Annotated in this window: 10 protein-coding genes; 8 read left to right on the top strand and 2 right to left on the bottom strand. The window is 62.7% G+C overall.

Annotated elements, in window-relative coordinates; all coding sequences use genetic code 11:
- Positions 1-132 precede the first annotated feature (132 nt).
- On the bottom strand, positions 133-1,059 hold the full coding sequence (locus OH720_RS16410; RefSeq protein WP_442967196.1) for a LysR family transcriptional regulator: 927 nt from the start codon (positions 1,057-1,059) through the stop codon (positions 133-135).
- Positions 1,060-1,219: 160 nt separating this feature from the next.
- Here OH720_RS16410 and OH720_RS16405 point away from each other — a divergent pair, with 160 nt between their 5' ends.
- Positions 1,220-3,010, top strand: a complete 1,791-nt coding sequence (locus OH720_RS16405) for an acyl-CoA dehydrogenase C-terminal domain-containing protein (protein ID WP_272602016.1) — start codon at positions 1,220-1,222, stop codon at positions 3,008-3,010.
- A gap of 51 nt (positions 3,011-3,061) precedes the next feature.
- On the opposite strand, the gene OH720_RS16400 is transcribed toward OH720_RS16405, so the two are convergent.
- The gene (locus tag OH720_RS16400) at positions 3,062-5,758 is read right to left on the bottom strand and encodes a LuxR C-terminal-related transcriptional regulator (protein WP_272602015.1); all 2,697 of its coding nucleotides are present in this window, start codon (positions 5,756-5,758) and stop codon (positions 3,062-3,064) included.
- 214 nt (positions 5,759-5,972) lie between these two features.
- On the opposite strand from OH720_RS16400, the gene OH720_RS16395 reads away from it, so the two are divergent.
- The 7 genes from OH720_RS16395 to OH720_RS16365 all read left to right on the top strand — a co-directional run bounded on the left by OH720_RS16395 (position 5,973) and on the right by OH720_RS16365 (position 16,999).
- Positions 5,973-6,716, top strand: coding sequence for an SDR family NAD(P)-dependent oxidoreductase (locus tag OH720_RS16395; RefSeq protein ID WP_272602014.1), 744 nt, complete (start codon positions 5,973-5,975; stop codon positions 6,714-6,716).
- Positions 6,717-7,631: 915 nt separating this feature from the next.
- Complete coding sequence (locus tag OH720_RS16390) at positions 7,632-8,690, top strand: IS110 family transposase (protein WP_272606438.1); 1,059 nt, start codon at positions 7,632-7,634, stop codon at positions 8,688-8,690.
- 496 nt (positions 8,691-9,186) lie between these two features.
- Positions 9,187-10,881 (top strand): DUF1302 domain-containing protein, encoded by a 1,695-nt coding sequence (locus OH720_RS16385; protein ID WP_272602013.1) that lies wholly within the window; start codon positions 9,187-9,189, stop codon positions 10,879-10,881.
- A 90-nt stretch (positions 10,882-10,971) separates the two neighbouring features.
- Positions 10,972-12,057, top strand: coding sequence for a WD40/YVTN/BNR-like repeat-containing protein (locus OH720_RS16380; protein ID WP_272602012.1), 1,086 nt, complete (start codon positions 10,972-10,974; stop codon positions 12,055-12,057).
- Positions 12,057-14,549, top strand: a complete 2,493-nt coding sequence (locus OH720_RS16375) for an efflux RND transporter permease subunit (protein WP_272602011.1) — start codon at positions 12,057-12,059, stop codon at positions 14,547-14,549. Before OH720_RS16380 ends, OH720_RS16375 begins: the two co-directional genes overlap by 1 nt.
- Before the next feature lie 23 nt (positions 14,550-14,572).
- Positions 14,573-15,721 carry an acyl-CoA dehydrogenase family protein gene (locus OH720_RS16370; RefSeq protein WP_272602010.1) on the top strand — a complete coding sequence of 383 codons (1,149 nt, stop codon included), beginning with the start codon at positions 14,573-14,575 and terminating at the stop codon, positions 15,719-15,721.
- Positions 15,722-15,844: 123 nt separating this feature from the next.
- Positions 15,845-16,999 (top strand): acyl-CoA dehydrogenase family protein, encoded by a 1,155-nt coding sequence (locus tag OH720_RS16365; protein ID WP_272602009.1) that lies wholly within the window; start codon positions 15,845-15,847, stop codon positions 16,997-16,999.
- The last annotated feature ends 23 nt before the right edge of the window (positions 17,000-17,022 follow it).

Here is a 17,022-nt window from a genome sequence, read left to right as displayed (position 1 = left end):
GCCAAGGTGAAATGCGTCGATCCGGGCGTGATGATCCTCCGGTCCTTCGAGCACGATCGCCCGCGCTTCGAAGCTGTTTTCCACGCCAGGTGCATGATGGTGCAGGTTGAACAGCCAGGGGCGCCACCGCAATCATGTCCCTGGAGCTTTGCCAACCTGCAGAATTTCCCCCACCAACCAACTCATCGCTCGATCCTGTCCACGTTGTGCCAGGTACACCAGGTCCAGCTCGAAAGCGTCCAGTGCAAACGGCAAATCATGCAGCTGCAAAGGCAGCAACGTCGCGAAGTTGCGCGCCAGTTGGGTCGGCAGCACGACGCACAGGTCCGAGGCCGCGACCAGATGCGCCGCCTGCAGGTAGTTGGGGGTGGTGTAGACGATTTGCCGTGACAGCCCCTGTTCCCCCAGCCATTGATCGACCATGCCACGGGTCTGGCCGCCATGTACCCAGAGGTGGCGCAAGCGCAGAAAGGTCTGCAGGTCCAGCGCGCCATTGACCAGCGGATGGTCCTGGCGCAACGCGACCTGAAGCGTTTCGCTGCGCCAGTGGTGACGGGCGAAGCGTGCCGGGATTTCGTCAAAGCGGCCCAGCACCATGTCGAGTTGTCCGCGATCCAGGGCATCGATCGGCAGGCTGGGCGCCAGTGGGGCGATGTCCAGGCGCAGGTTGGGCGCGCTGTCCTGCAAATGCCGCAGCAGGCTTGGCATGCACACCTGTTCGACAAAGTCGGTCATGGCAATGCGAAAGGTCTGCCGGCTGGACAGTGGGTCGAAGCTTTCGTCGACGTTGAGGGTCTGCTCGATCTGCTGCAACGCCGCGCGAATCGGGCCTTCAAGCGCCAGGGCCTTGGGCGTCGGTTGCATGCGCCGGCCGATACGCACCAGCAACGGATCATCGAGCTGTTCGCGCAGGCGTGCCAGGGCATTACTCACCGTCGGCTGGCTGAGGGCCAGGCGCTCGGCGGCGCGGGAGACGTTCTGTTCGCGCAGCAGCACGTCGAGGATACGCAGCAGGTTTAGGTCGAAGTTGGTTGTATTCATTCTGCAAATATCACGCATATGAAAATGAAATTTCTCAAATAGTAGGCAGCTGCTTAGGGTGTCGGCAATCCTTCTTTTCAGCTTTGGGGAGTGTCGGTGTGAGCAAAAGATTTGACGTACAGCGGGCGACGTTTTTAGTGGTCGGCACAATGGGTCGGGTCGATGGGGAGGGGCGGGCATGAGCTATCAAGCACCGCTGCGCGATATGCGTTTTGTCCTGCACGAACTGTTTGACGTCACCGGGCATTGCCAGCAACTGGGCAATGGCCTGGACCGCGAGACCATCGACGGCGTGCTCGAAGAGGCCGCGCGGTTCACCGCCGAGGTGGTGGCGCCGCTCAATCGCAACAGTGACGAGCAGGGCTGTCGCCTGGAGAACGGAGAAGTCACCACGCCGGATGGCTTTGCCCAGGCCTACAAGCTCTTTGTCGAGCAAGGCTGGGCCAGCATGACCGGGCCGCTGGACTTTGATGGCCAGGGCTTTCCGCAAATGGTTTCGGCGAGCTTCCACGAGATGCTGATGAGCGCCTCGCTGTCGTTCCGCGTCTATTCCGGGCTGACCGAAGGCACGGTGCTGGCCCTGCATCGCCACGGCAGCGAGGCGCTCAAGCAGCGCTATCTGGGGCCATTGGTCAGCGGCGAGTGGACCGGCACCATGTGCCTCACCGAACCCCAGGCCGGGACCGACCTGGCGCTGTTGCGTACCCGCGCCCAGCCCCAGGCCGACGGCAGCTACCGGCTCAGTGGCAGCAAGATCTTCATCAGCGGCGGCGAGCAGGACTTCACTGACAACATCATTCACCTGGTGCTCGCCCGTTTGCCCGACGCACCACCGGGCGTCAAGGGCATCAGCCTGTTCCTTGTGCCCAAGCGGCTGGTCAACGCCGATGGCTCGCTTGGCGAACGCAACTCGCTGGGTTGTGGCGCGCTGGAACACAAGATGGGCATCAAGGGCGCCTCCACCTGTGTGATGAATTTCGACGACGCCACCGGCTGGCTGGTGGGTCAACCGAACCTGGGCCTGGCCTGCATGTTCACCATGATGAACGATGCACGTTTCCAGGTCGGGCTGCAGGGCCTGGGTATCGCCGAAGCGGCATTCCAGGGCGGCCTGGCCTATGCCCGCGAGCGCTTGCAGTCGCGGGCGATCACAGGCCCCGTGGCGCCGGAAAAACCTGCCGACCCGATCATCGTGCACCCGGATGTGCGGCGCATGTTGCTCACCCAGAAGACCCTCAGCGAAGGTTGTCGCATGCTGGCCGCCTACGCTGCCCGACAACTGGACCTCGAACACGGCGCCACCGACCCGGTTCAACGGGATGCCGCCAGCCGTCGCGCCGCGTTGCTCATCCCCATGATCAAGGCGTTCTTCACCGACTGCGGGCAGGAAGTGGCCAGCCTCGGCGTGCAGTTGTACGGCGGTCACGGGTTCATCCGCGAATGGGGCATGGAGCAACTGATGCGCGACAGCCGCATCACCCAGCTTTATGAAGGTACCAATGGCATCCAGGCGCTGGACCTGATCCGCCGCAAGTTGCTCGGCGACGGCGGCAGCGAACTCAATGCATTGATTGACGAACTGGCTACCCAGGCAGCATTGGCCACGGCTCATCCGCAGATGGCCGACATGGCCGAGCGGGTCGCACAACGCCTCCAGGAGTGGCGGGCGCTGGCCGACTCGGTGCTGCAAGCATGCCGCCGCGACCCCGAAGAGATTGGCGCGGTGTCGGTGGACTTCCTGGCCTATTCGGCCTACGTGATGTTGGCGGCCTTGTGGCTGCAGGCGGCTGTGCGTGCCAGTGAGGCCCTGCAGGCTGGCAGCGGGGAAGCGGCGTTCTATCAGGCCAAGCTGCAATCGGCCGACTTCTACCTGCGCCGAGTGTTGCCACGGGCCGGTGCCCATCGCGAGGCATTGCTCGCAGGTGCCGGTTGCCTGATGGCCATGCCGGAGAGCCACTTCGCGTTCTGAATCATCACAGGGTACGACTTCCCCTCTCGACGGGAGGGGAGTCGCTAGGGGTCAGTCGATCAGTTTGTGGTTGCGCGCCCAGACCATGGCATCGTAGCGGCTCGAGACCCCGAGCTTGGCGTAGATGTTACGCAGGTTCCACTTCACGGTGTCCAGGGTGATGTCCAGCGTATGGGCGATGCGCTTGCTGGACATGGCCTGGGCCACAAGGCTGAGAATCTCGCGCTCGCGGGGTGTCAATTGTGGCTCTTGCCCCGTGGCTGCCTTGCGCCGCGCCGGAGTTGTTGCCTGCGCCTGCGCGCAGGGGCCGGTCAACTTATCGATCAGTTGGTCCACGTAATGGCGCACGGGGTCTTCAAGCGGGGTTTGGGCAAGACGGCCAAGCAGTTTTTCGCTCAATGCGCCTTCGTCCAGCAAGGTGCGAATCAGCCCAAGGCGCTGTCCGGCTTCCACGGCCCGACGCAAGCATTCGAGGGATTGCTCGGGACAATCGAGGTCTTGCAGTACGCCGGCCGACAGCAGGTCGACCAGTACGGCCAGGCGATTGCGCTGGAAGCGTTCGGCGTAGTCTCCCACTGTTTTCAATGCCTGCAGGGCTGCCTGGGAGTCCTCGCTGATGAGTACCCGTGCGCGGGCCAATGCGGCGATCGCTGGCAGTTCCGCCCGACCACCGCGCTCGCTGCCGTGGTTGCGGACAAACTCTTCAAGCGTTTGCAGTAATTCCACCGCTTGATTGCGCTGGCCCTTGATCAGGCTCACGCGCACCTGTTCGCCCAGTAACTGGGCCACCGGGCGAATCTGCCCCAGGCTGCGCAGGTGGGCGATTTGCTGGCGCAGAAAGGCCAGTGCGGCATCCGGACCTTTCTGCAGCAGGTCCAGACGGCTGCGGCTGATATTGGTGCGTACGATGACATCGGGAACGGAGGAGTGCAGCAAGCCAAAGCGGTTGGCGATCAGTTCGCGCGCGTCATCGATCCGGTCGAGCTCGTAGAATGCATCGGCCAACAGGCTGGCACAGAGGTTGGCACAAATCGAACGGTGTCCGCCTTCGCGGGTGGAACGCTCGAGCAATTCGGATACCAGCGGTTCGGCCACGCCGATCTCGCCGCTCATCATATAGGTGGTCAAGCGCGCCGATTCCGCGACCAGTGCCATGTCGTTGCCGCGATCCTGCGGTGGTATCGGATGGATGTCGAACAGGCGCCGGGCATCGGCATAACGTCCCGCCGTGTAATAGGCGACGCTCAACGCCGCCAGCAGCATGTAGCGCAGGAAGGGGTTTTCCATAGGTGCATCGCGCACGTGCTCGAGCAGGTCGATGGTACGCTCGCTGTCGTCTTCCTGAATGGCGATGGCCGCGTGGATCACCGGCAGGCCGCTGACCAGTTCGGGGTGCGCGCTGAGGTCGCTGGCCTGCAGACGCTCGAGCCAGGATTTCGCCCTGCCCGGGCGCGAAGTCAGCGAAACCGTGACGCAGGCCAGGAACAGCAGGCGTTGATGGGAAAACAGCACATCCTCGGGCATGCGCTCCAGCAGGCGCAGGGTCGGGGCCAGGTACTCCAGGCTCCAGGTGGCTGGCGCTGCCTGTTCGATCACCCGTATCGCAAAATCGATGTCATCGCCCAGGCTGGCGTGGCGAACCGCTTCGGTCAGGCAGTTGTGACCGGCGAACCATTGGGCACCGAGGCGGTGCAAAGCGCGGATGTCCCGGCCCCGACGCTCCAGGCGCGCGCTGAGGAACTCACCGAACAACGGCTGGAAGCGATACCAGGTCATGCGGTCTTCGGAGTCGACCCGCTGGATCAGCAGGTTCTCGTCTTCCATGCGCTGCAGCAGTTCACCGGCGTCGACATGGCCAGTCACCGTCACGGCCATGGCGGCGTTGAATCGACGGAAGATCGACAACGTTTCGGCCACTTCGACCAGTTCGTCCGGCAGGTGCGCCACCACTTCTTCGCTCAGATAGCTTTGCAGGTCGCTGGAGCGCCAGACCAGGTCATTGAGCAGCGAGCGGCTAGAGGGGCGGTTCTTGAGCATGATGACGATCAGTTGCAGGCACGACGGCCAGCCGTTGGTCAGGTCATGGATCAGGCTCAGCTCATCGGCATTGATCTTGTCGGTGCCCAGGTTCTCTTCGACGAAGGTGCGGGTCTCGGCCAGGTCGAACGGCAGCTCGGCGCTTTCGATTTCCACCACCTGGTCCATGACCCGCAGGCGCGACAGGCTCAGTGGCGGGTTGACCCGCGAGGCCAGCACCAGATGCAGGTTGCCCGGGCTCTGGTCGAGCAATTTTTGAATCAGCTTGTGGGCATGTGGGACTTCCACATGGTGGTAGTCGTCGACGATCAGGTACAGCTCCTTGCTCAGCATGGCCGCCGCTTCGACGATGATGGCGACACAGGTTTGCATCGCCGGCAGCGTGTTGTCTTCGCGCAACAGGTCGCTGTCCACTTCGATGCCCAGCCGGCGCAACCCTTCGAACAGCGCTGTGCAGAAGGCGGTGTAACCCTTGTCTTCGGCCATCAGCGAAACCCAGGCAACTTCCGCGCCGGCCATGAGCCGGTCCTGGCGCCACTGCGCCATCAAGGTCGTCTTGCCGTAACCCGCCGCACCGGTGACCAGCGCCAGCTTGCAGTGGTGCATGCGTTTGAGCTGAGCGAGCAGGGCCGTGCGGGGCACATGGCGAGTACCGATGCGCGGTGGCGAAAACCGGGTCGAGACCAGGTGTCTGGCTGGGGTGTCTGGCAACTTCTTATCCTCGCGCCACGGTCACGGCGACTTACGCGCCGGGCGAAACTAGCCAACCTGTCGATGCAGGTCAAGATTTTACGATAGCTCCATTCAAGCCCCAGGGGTGTTGCTCAACGCAGTGTTGTGCATCCGCAATGGGAGGGACGGGAGGGTGGTTTTGTTTCTTAAGATCTGCCAGGTCCCCAATCCGGGTGCCAACAAAGGAATCACGATGAAACTGGATAACAAAGTAGCCGTCGTCACGGGCGCGGCATCGGGGCTTGGCCTGGCCACTTGCAAGGCACTGGCGGCAGCCGGGGCCAGCGTGGTGGGGTTCGACCTGGATCAGCAACGGCTTGATGCAGCGCTCGAAGGCATTGTCGGTATCGCGGTCGACGTATCCGACGAGGCCAGCGTCAAGGCGGCTATCGACGCGGTGGTGCAACGCTTTGGCGCGGTGCATGTGGCGGTGAACTGCGCGGGGATACTGGGGCCGTGCAAGACCCTCTCCAAGGGCCAGTTGTTTCCAACCGAGCTGTGGAACCGGGTGCTGGGGGTCAACCTCACCGGTACCTTCAACATGATCCGGCACGCCGCCCTGGCCATGTCGACGAACACGCCCGGGGACAGTGGCGAGCGCGGGGTGATCATCAACACGGCGTCGGGTGCTGCGCGTGAGGGGCAGATGGGGCAAGCGGCCTACAGTGCGAGCAAGGCCGGGATCATTGGCATGACCCTGCCGATCGCCCGCGACCTGGCCGAACACGGGATCCGCGTGGTGAGCCTGGCGCCGGGGCTGTTCGAGTCCGGCATGTCCGCGGGCATGCCGGCGAAAGTCTCGGAGACCATCGTCAACGGCTTGTTGTTTCCCCGGCGCATGGGCCTGCCGGAGGAGTTCGCCGCGCTGGTGCGACATGTGGTGGAAAACGCCTACCTCAACGCGTTGACCCTGGATATCCAGTGCGGCACTCGTTGATCTGAACGTGATCCTATAGGGTCAGGTTGGGGCTGCGGGTGCATATTTACATTGGGTGTATATCCGTTGCTGCGGTAACGGCCACCTATGGTTTCGCCCTTACGGCGAGTCACTTGGAAGAGCCTGTAGGAGCGAGCCTGCTCGCGATGGAGGTCAACGATGACGCGGGGAGCCTGGCACCCCGCGGTGCGCTCAGTTTTTTCGCGAGCATGCTCGCTCCTACAAACCCCGCCGCGCTGGGCCATCCATGGCCCAGCGTGGCTAAACCGGCATCCATGCCGGTTTAGCCACTGCGCAGAACCGGAACGAAGCCTCTCGATATAGGCAAGAAAATCAAAAGCCAAAGCAGAGCAAAAGCCAAAGCGAGGCGGCCTTATAGCCAACCTGATTGCAGGTCTGTCCACATTCCCCTGTGGGAGCCAGCCTGCTGGCGATGGACTTCCAGGCGGCGCATTCATCCAGACAGGGCGGGTTATCGTTGACGTCCATCGCCAGCAGGCTGGCTCCCACAGGGAATCAGGTGCAGCCGTAAAAGTCAGGTCGGCTATAAGGCCGCCTCGCTTTTGTTTTTGATCTGGGCGCCCCGTTAACCACGATGGCCGAACGCAGGCATTGCGCAGTGGGTAAACCGGCAGGACGCCGGTTTAGCCGCGCTGGGCCAGGGATGGCCCATCGCGGCGACCCACGGAGCAATGCCGGAGAGAGGGCATGCCGAGCCCTAGCGAGGCACCGAGTGGTGGGGCAAAGCCTTTTGCTTCCTTTTTGGCGTTTGAAAAAGGGAGTCGCTGTAATTGGATGGACTCGCCCGCGCCGAGGCGTCAATGCGCCACGGGGGCAGTCTAAGAAGCCACCGACAGCGAGGGCGAATCCATGAAAAAGCATACGACGGTTAAACAGTCTTTGTCTTCCAGCGATCTGTCGGCCTGCACGACAGTGGCGGTCGATTTGGCCAAGCAGGTCTTTCAGGTGGCAGGCGAAGACGCTCTTGGCCAAGTGCTTTACGAAGAACGCATCAAGTCGCGTGAAGCCTTTCATGCCTTTCTGCGCCAACTGCCGCCAAGGATAGTAGTGCTCGTGGAAACAGGTCCAGGCGCTCAAGCATGGGCGCGCCAACTACAGGCTCAGGGCAATCTGGCGCGGATTCTTCCGGCACAGCTTGTGGCCCAGCACCGCAGCGGCGCCAAAAATGATCGAAATGATGCACTGGCCATATTGCGTGCCGGGCGCGACAGCAAAATTGCCGCGGTCCCCATCAAAAGCGCCACCGCACTGGCCATGCAGGCCTTGCACCGGGCCCGCCAGGGTTATGTCCGTCGGCGCACAGCCATGAGTAACCAGATGCGCGGTTTGCTGATGGAGCATGGCGTTGTCCTGGCACAGGGTGATGCGGCGATCAACCAGACCCTGCCTCGGGTGCTGGAAGATGCCACTCAACCGTTGCCGGAGATGTTGCGTGAACTGATCGACGAGCTGCTGGGTGAGTGGCGCCAACTGGGCGAACGGGTCAACGTCCTGACCGGTCGCCTGGAGAAGGCCGCGAACGAGGACAAAACGGCCCGACGGCTGATGACCGTGCGCGGGATCGGCCCGATCATCGCCACTGCGCTTTTGGCCAAGCAGACCGACCCTGAGCGCTTCGCCAATGCACGCCAGTTCGCCGCCTACTTCGGCATGGTGCCTGAGCAGAAAAGCAGTGGGCAGAAAATTCGCCTGGGCCGGATAAGCAAACGCGGCGACAGCTATGTGCGCAGCCTGATGGTTCAAGGTGCTCACGCGGTATTGAGGCATTTGCGCGCGGATTCGGAGCTGCCCGACGATCGTCGCTTGCAACGGTGGCAGGCCCGGCTGGGGCGCAAGGAAGCGGCGATACGCTTGGCGAACCGCAACCTGCGAATCGTTTGGGTGCTGCTACAAAATGAGCAGACTTACCGCAGCCAACCGGCCCATGGCCGGCCAGCTGCGCCAAGTCACTGAACAAAAGCGTTCTGCCACCGGGGCGCCACGGCGCTTCAGCCCCTGCTAGAAAACATTGACCCCAGGTCAGACCGTCGCGGATCGATGCCTGCGCTCTTACCGGCCTTCGAGGCCTGCATGTAATCGGCATACCGCGAGCTCAACCAATGTCGGCCAGAAGCCGCAGACAGGGCTTCCTCGAACAGGCCTTATACATAGATGCAACCGGGTAGCAGTGTTTGAAAAACAGGTGGCCAGTGGGGGCGAGTCCATACATAAGAGCGAAACCATAAGTCGCCGTTACCGCAGCAACGGATATACACCCAATCCAGTTCTTGGATACAACCCCACGCTTAAGTGAACAGCACGCCAGGCCGGGGGGTAGGGGGACACCCCCTTTCAGAAAGGGGGGGGAGGACGGCGGGCTGACGCTGGCACCCTGCGCAGCACTCGATCACTGATCGAGTGGCTTGCGAACCTGGAGGTCCAGGTTCAACCCAGGGGAGGAGGCACCCAGATGAATAACAAGAACAAATCCAGTCAAAGTCATCCCACCAGTTCTCATGCATTGAAGGCAACGGTCGTGGCCATGTGCGCGATAGCCTGCGGCAGCGCCGGCGCGGTCGAGATCGACACCGGCAACGAAGACATCCAGCTGCGTTGGGACAACACCCTGCGTTACAACCTGGGGATGCGTACCGAAGGGCAGGATAAGGCGATCCTGGCCAACCCGAACAATGACGACGGCGACCGCAACTTCGACAAGCACCGGCTGGTCAACAATCGCCTGGACGTCCTCACCGAGTCGGACCTCATCTACAAGGGCAAGTACGGCGCGCGTGTCAGTGCCGCGCTCTGGTACGACGCCGCCTACGCCGGTGACCTGGACAACGACAGTGTCGCCACCTCCAACCACCTCAATTCCAGTGGTCGCCCGGCCACAGGCCTTAGCCGCTACACCGACCGCTACTACGAAGGCCCGTCCGGCGAATGGATGGATGCCTTCGTTTTCGGCGAGTACGAGCTGGGTGATATGCCGCTCAAGGCCCGCCTGGGCCGCCATACGGTGAACTGGGGTGAGTCGTTGCTGGGCGCCGGCGCCATCCATGGCATCTCCTACGGCCAGGCACCACTGGACCAGGGCAAGGCGCTGGCCCTGCCAGGAATCGAGGCCAAGGAGCTGTATTTGCCGCGCAACCAGATTTCCGCGCAATTGCAGGTCAACCCCGAGTGGTCTTTCGCTGCGCAGTACTTCTTCGAATGGCGGCCATCGCGAGTGCCTGAAGCCGGCAGCTACCTGGGTTTTGCCGATATCTACCAGCAAGGTGGCGAGTCGTTCATCCTAAGCCCCACATTGCGTGCCATTCACGGCGATGACATCGAACCGCGCAATTCCGGGGACTGGGGCGTGATGACGCGCTGGAGCCCGGAGTGGCTGGACGGCACCCTGGGGTTCTACGTGCGCCAGTTCTCCGACACCCTGCCGCAGGTGATTTTGTTGGCCAATGCCCGCCCGCAGTATTACCTCAACTACGCCGACAAAATCGACATGTACGGCATCAGCCTGTCGAAGGAAATCGGCGGCATCAGCGTCGGTGCCGACCTCGACTACCGCCACAACATGCCGCTGGTGAGCTCGGCGGCGCGGGTCACCTCGGTCGCACAACTGCCGGACGACGGCGACATTCTTGGCGCCCGTGGCGACACCCTGCACGGTGTGCTCAACGCGATCGGCACGGTCAGCCCGACCCCGCTGTTCGACAGCGCCAGTTGGTCCACCGAGCTGACCTGGAGCCGCTGGATCTCGGTCAACGACGACCCGCTGAACCTGTTCAAGGGCTCGTCTGCCTACAAGGCGGTATCGACCAACATCGACGAAGTGTCCCGTGATGCCTATGGCATTGCCGTCAACTTCACGCCGAACTGGTATCAGGTGTTCCCCGGGGGCGACCTGTCGATGCCAATCAGTTACTCCCAAGGTCTTTCGGGCAACTCGGCGGTCGCCTCTGGCGGCAACAAGGATGCCGGCAGCTACGCGGTGGGCCTGGCTCTCGACCTCTACAGCCGCTACCGCTTCGATCTGAAGTACGTGGACTATTTCGGTGACTACTCGACCAACCCCGTTACCGGCGCGGCCCTGACCCCGAGTGGCAGCCAGGCATTGCTGGAAGATCGCGGCGCGGTGTTCTTCACCTTCAAGACCACGCTTTAAGCCGCTGCTGCAAGCCGACCCGGGGTGGCCCCGTTGCGAGCCACCCCGGGTGCACTGCGCGTTCACGCGCAACTGATGTGAGGTGACAAGGTGTTCAAACCATTATTACGACGGCCCCTGGTGATCCTGACTGCGCTTCTGGCGGGGCACGCATTCTCGCAACCGGTCTTTGTCTCGCCCCTGGACACACCCTCGTTGCAAAGCACCCGGGCGATCCACGCGCCACTCAACGCATTGGCCAAGGCCGGTGGGCGGCTGATTGCTGCCGGCCAGCGCGGCCATGTTCTCTATAGCGACAACGCCACGACCTGGGTCCAGGCCCAGGTGCCGGTCAGTTCTGACCTGACCGCGCTGGCGTTCCCCAGCGCCACCGAAGGCTGGGCCGTGGGCCACGAAGGCGTCGTGTTGCACAGCAGTGATGCGGGCAAGACCTGGGCCAGGCAGCTCGATGGTCGACAGATCGCCACAATTTTGCTCAAGCAATACGGCCATCCCACCAACCCGGAGGACCTCGAAGCTCAGCGCCTGAAGCAGGACGCCGAATTGTTCGCCGCCCAAGGCGCCGACAAGCCGCTGCTGGATGTGTGGTTCGCCGATGAGCGCACGGGTTTTGTCACGGGTGCCTTCAATCTGATCTTGCGCACCGAGGACGGCGGCCAGACCTGGACCTCCTGGCAGGATCGAGTCGACAACCCGCGCAGCATGCACCTCTATGGCATGCGCCCGGCAGCCGGCACGCTGTTCATGGTCGCCGAACAGGGACTGGTGCTGAAACTGGATGCCGCCAGCCAGCGTTTCGTGAAAGTCGAATTGCCTTACGAGGGGACCTTGTTCGGCTTGCTCGGCGATGAACGCCTGGTGCTGGTCTATGGCTTGCGCGGCAACGCCCTGCGCAGCCTCGATGGTGGGGCCACCTGGGACAAGGTCGATACCGGCATCAAGGAAGGCATCACCAGCGGCTTGATGGCCGATGACGGCTCGATCGTGCTGGCCAGCCAAACCGGCCAATTGCTGCGCTCCACTGACCGTGGAGCGACCTTCAGCCGCGTCGCGGTGGACCGCGTGGCGCCCAACTTTGCAATCGCACCCGCTGCCGACGGGGCCGTCGCCCTGGCCGGCCTGGGCGGCGTGCGCGTGCAAAACCTGCAACAGAAAAAGAAAGTCGGAGAGCTGTGATGGGTAGCCACAACGCCAGCGACAACCTGCAATCGATCAGTAACATTGACGAATTCAACCACCAGTCAGGCAGTCGTCTGGAGCGGTTGATCTTCAACCATCGGCTACTGGTGATTCTCCTGTGTAGCGTCGTGACGCTGATCCTCGGTTGGGATTCATCGCGGCTGACGCTCAATGCCGCGTTCGAGAAAACCATCCCGCAGAACCATCCCTATATCCGCAACTTTCTGGACAATCGCGACGAGCTCAAGGGGCTGGGAAATGCGGTGCGTGTGGTGGTGCAGAATCGCACGGGAGATATTTTCGATCCCGCCTACCTGCAGGCGCTCAAGCAGATCAACGACGAACTGTTCCTGACCCCGGGCGTCGACCGGGCCAACGTAAAGTCGTTATGGATGCCGGTGGTGCGCTGGAACGAGGTCACCGAAGAGGGCTTCGCCGGTGGCCCGGTGATGCCGGATAATTACACGGGCTCCCAAGCCGGCATCGACGCCTTGCGCCAGAACATTGGCCGGGCGCAGCTGCTGGGGAATCTGGTGGGCACCGATTTCCGCTCCAGCATGATTTTCCTGCCTTTGCTGGACAAGGACATCAGCACTGGAAAACCGCTGGACTACTGGGAGCTTTCCAAGCGCCTGGAAAGCATACGCGCCCAGTATTCCGGCACTCACGGCGGCGCTGACCTGAACATCCGGATCGTCGGCTTTTCCAAGGTGGTGGGCGATCTGCTCGATGGTTTGCAGCAGATGATCCTGTATTTCGCCGTGGCGGCCGTCATTGCGGCGTTGATCATCTTTGCCTGGACCCGATGTGTACGCAGCACCGTGCTGGTGCTGGGCTGTTCGTGCATCGCGGTATTGTGGCAACTCGGGCTGATCGCCCGGCTGGGTTACGCGCTGGATCCTTATTCGATCCTGGTGCCGTTCCTGGTGTTCGCCATCGGCGTGTCCCATGGCGCGCAAAAAATGAACGGCATCATGCAGGACGTGGCCCGTGGCACCCATCGACTGGTCGCTGCCCGCTACACCTTCCGCCGCCTGTTCCTGGCCGGGGTCACGGCGCTCGTGGCTGACGCCGTGGGCTTTGGCGTGTTGATGCTGATCGACATTCCGGTCATCCAGGACCTGGCGGTCACAGCGTCCATCGGCGTGGCCCTGCTGGTGATCACCAACCTGGTCCTGCTGCCGGTGATGCTGTCCTACACCGGCGTCAGCCCGAAGGCTGCGGCGCGCAGCCTGCGCAAGGATCAACGCGAGGCCGGTGGGGTCTGGCGCCTGCTCGAGCGTTTCACACAGCGGCGCTGGGCGACGGCGCTGTTGTTGGGGGCGGCGATCCTGACGGTGGCGGGCTTCGTCGTCAGTACTCAGCTGCAGATTGGCGATCTGGATGCCGGGGCTTCGGAGCTGCGGCCCAATTCGCGCTACAACCTGGACAACGCCTATATCAACAGCAAGTACTCGCTGTCTTCGGACCAGTTCGCGGTCATCGTCAAGACGCGGGCCGAAGGCTGCCTGGAATACCAGACCCTGGTCGATGCCGACCGCCTGGGTTGGGTCCTGCAGCAAGTGCCGGGCGTACAGAGCACTGTGTCGCTGGCCGATGCGGTGCGCAAGATTACCGCGGGCTCTTACGAAGGCAGCCCGAAATGGATGTCCATCTCGCCCAACCAGGACGTGCTCAATTATGCGGCGCGCACCGCAAGCACCAGCAACCCCGAGCTGTTCAACAACGATTGCTCGGTGATGCCGGTGGTTGCGTACCTCAGCGATCATAAGGCGCAGACCCTGGATCAGGTGGTGCAGGCCGCGCAAGCCTTCGCCACCGCGCACAGCACGCCGGATCGCCAGTTCCTGCTGGCCGCCGGCAGCGCCGGGATCGAAGCGGCGACCAATATCGTGGTCAGGAAAGCCAACCTGACCATGCTGTTGTACGTGTACGCGGCGGTCATCGTGCTGTGCTTCATCACTTTCCGCAGCTGGCGCGCGGTTGTTGTCGCCGTTGTGCCGCTGGTGATTACCTCGATTCTTTGCGAGGCGTTGATGGTGCTGCTGGGCATGGGCGTCAAGGTCGCGACCCTGCCGGTGATCGCGCTGGGCGTGGGTATCGGCGTCGACTACGCCCTGTATCTGCTGAGCATCCAGCTGGCCCGCCAGCGGGCCGGGGACACCCTGGCCCAAGCCTACCGCCATGCCTTGCGCTTCACCGGCAAAGTGGTCGCGCTGGTGGGCGTGACCCTGGCGGCGGGTGTGATCACCTGGGCGTTCTCGCCCATCAAGTTCCAGGCCGACATGGGCATCCTGCTGACCTTCATGTTCCTGTGGAACATGCTCGGCGCCCTGGCCCTGATCCCGGCGCTGTCGCACTTTTTGCTCAGGGACGTGCATGTCCACGGTTCACCAGTGGCCATGCCGCAACCCACCGAGACGCCCGTTGCCATCGAACCCAAGGCCCGGACGGTGCAATCCGTACAGGCCGATCCGAACCCTGTCTGAACCTGAATTCATAAGGAATTACCATGAGCGACACATCCGCAGCGTTCCTCGGCGAACAGGAAATCATGATCCGCGAATCGGCGCGCAAAGTGGCCGCCGAAGTGGTTGCACCCACCGCCGCCGAGCGCGACCGCAGCGCCACCTGGCCGCGCCATGAACTTCAAGCGACTGCCGAGCTAGGCTTTCTCGGCATGCTGATCCCTGAAGAGTATGGCGGTGCCGGCGCCAGCTTCGTCGAGTACTGCCTGGCCATCGAGGAGTTCGCCGCCGCCGACACCGGTTTCGCCACCCTGATCCACGTGCACAACTCGGTGGGCCTGGCCGTGGCGCGCCTGGGTAACGAAGAACAGAAGCGCAAGTACCTGCCGGACCTCGCCAGCGGCAAGCGCATCGGGGCATTTTTGCTCAGCGAGCCTCACGCCGGCTCCGACACGGCTGCATTCCGCACCCAGGCCCGGCGCGAAGGCGAGCACTACGTACTCAATGGCAGCAAGCAATTCATCTCCAACGGCAACGAAGCAGGCCTGGGCCTGGTGCTGGCGGTCACCGACAAGGCCGCCGGCAAGAAGGGCAGCAGCCTGCTGATGGTCGACCCGCAGGAAAGCCCCGGATACGTCGTGGCGCGCGTTGAACACAAGATGGGTCAACGTTCGGCCCATGTGGCACAAATCCAGCTGGAAGAATGCCGGGTACCGGTAGCGAACCTGCTGGGCGAGGAAGGGGCAGGCTATCGTAATGTGATGGGGTCGTTGTCGGAAGGGCGGGTGGCCATTGCCGCCGTTGCCGCCGGTACCGCTCGTGCTGCACTGCAGGCGGCCGTGGGCTACGCCAGGGAGCGTGAGGCTTACGGCGCACCGATCATCAACCTGCAAGGGGTGGCGTTTGACCTGGCGGACATGGCGGCGCAAGTCGATGTCGCGCACCATTACATGGTGCATGCCGCGCGGCTTTGCGAGGCTGGTGTGGCCTGTGCCAAGGAAGCTTCCATGGCCAAGTTGTTCGCCAGCGAAATGGCTGAGAAAGTGTGTTCCGACGCGCTGCAGATCCATGGTGGCTACGGCTACCTGAATGATTTTCCGGTTGAGCGTTATTGCCGGGATGTGCGGGTGACCAGGATCTACGAGGGCACCAGCCATATCCAGAAGCTGATCATCGCTCGCAGCCTGGGCTGATTTGCGTGCCTGCCCCCTCCCAACGGAGGGGGGTGACCTGGCGGCCGTTGGGCATAACCTGTTGCTTGAGCGGGCTCGAATGTTCCGGTGGGTTCGCGACGATGGGCAGCAGGGAATCAGACCATGAAACTACAGAAAACCACTGATGCGCAGAGACAGGCAGTGGACAGCTTCCGTACCTTTCTCGCATCGGAGGTAACGCCCGTGGTCCGAGCGTACCGGGGCGGGCCCATTCCCCGGGAGAGGCTGCGTGAAATCACGCAGGGCATCGCCGAATTCGGCCTGCCCGGCGCGAGTATTGCGCAGGCTGTTGGTGGCATGGGTTTGTGCGTGGTCACCGAGGCCATGCTGCTCGAGGAGCTGTGCGTGGTCTCTTGCGAAATCGCCCATTGCGTCATCGGTAATATGCTGGTTGCGAGCGTGCTGGCGGACCTGCCCCCGGCACGGCACGGGTTGCGCGAACGGTATTTGCCGGATTTGCTCGCAGGGCGCAGCTGCGGCGGTTTTTATCTGCACCAGGCCGATGCCCAGGCAACGGGTCTCGAAGGTGGCGTCAATGCCTGGCCAACGGCGGACGGCTGGGTGATCAACGGTACGCATGAGCGGGTTTGCAACGGTCTGTACTGCGACTTTCTCATCGCCTCGGTGCGTACCGGGGACGGCACATTGCGTCATGTGCTGGTGGAGCGCGAGCAGCATGGATTTGCCTCGCGGATCATCGACCGGCCCAGCCTGAACGGGACATTCAATACCCGAGTGTCATTTCGCAATGTGCGCTTGCCTGCCAGCCATGCGATCTGGCAAGAGCACGATGGCGCGCAGCAACAGGCCAGGTTGCTGGAAAAGATCGACGTCGGGGCGGCCCTACTATCCATCGGGTTGACACGGGCGGTGCTGGAGGCATGCATTGTCGCCGCGCAAAACCCTGACGGGCCTGGCGGACCGCCTGCATCGCAGCCATGGGTGGCGCTCAGGATTGCGGAAATGGCGACAAGGCTCGAAGCGGCGAGACTGACCTGCTTTCGAGCTTATTCGCTGATCGACGACGGCACGCCTTGCGAGGTTCAGGCGTGCATGGCGCGCTGGCTGGCCAGCGAAATGGCACTCAAGGCTTGCCAGGATGCCTTGCATCTGCCTGGCGGCAAGGGCCTGAGCGCCGCGCTCGAACTTGAGCGTCTCGTACGCGAGGCTATCGTGCTGCCGGTTCCGCACGGGCTGACCGACGCGCAAAAGCTGTCGATCGCCAAAGTGCTCACGGGCGTCAGTGCCCTGGGCTGATCATGGTGGACGCGTTCCACGTT

It is taken from the genome of Pseudomonas sp. WJP1 (assembly GCF_028471945.1).
GTDB lineage: Bacteria > Pseudomonadota > Gammaproteobacteria > Pseudomonadales > Pseudomonadaceae > Aquipseudomonas.
The sequence above is the reverse complement of the archived record's forward strand: the minus strand, read 5'-3'. Positions and strand labels throughout refer to the sequence as shown.

Excerpts from the sequence above, each read along its gene's own strand:
- OH720_RS16410 (WP_442967196.1), bottom strand. The coding sequence starts at position 1,059 with ATGCGTGATATTTGCAGAATGAATACAACCAACTTCGACCTAAACCTG.
- OH720_RS16405 (WP_272602016.1), top strand. The coding sequence starts at position 1,220 with ATGAGCTATCAAGCACCGCTGCGCGATATGCGTTTTGTCCTGCACGAA.
- OH720_RS16395 (WP_272602014.1), top strand. The coding sequence starts at position 5,973 with ATGAAACTGGATAACAAAGTAGCCGTCGTCACGGGCGCGGCATCGGGG.
- OH720_RS16385 (WP_272602013.1), top strand. The coding sequence starts at position 9,187 with ATGAATAACAAGAACAAATCCAGTCAAAGTCATCCCACCAGTTCTCAT.
- OH720_RS16375 (WP_272602011.1), top strand. The coding sequence starts at position 12,057 with ATGGGTAGCCACAACGCCAGCGACAACCTGCAATCGATCAGTAACATT.
- OH720_RS16370 (WP_272602010.1), top strand. The coding sequence starts at position 14,573 with ATGAGCGACACATCCGCAGCGTTCCTCGGCGAACAGGAAATCATGATC.
- OH720_RS16365 (WP_272602009.1), top strand. The coding sequence starts at position 15,845 with ATGAAACTACAGAAAACCACTGATGCGCAGAGACAGGCAGTGGACAGC.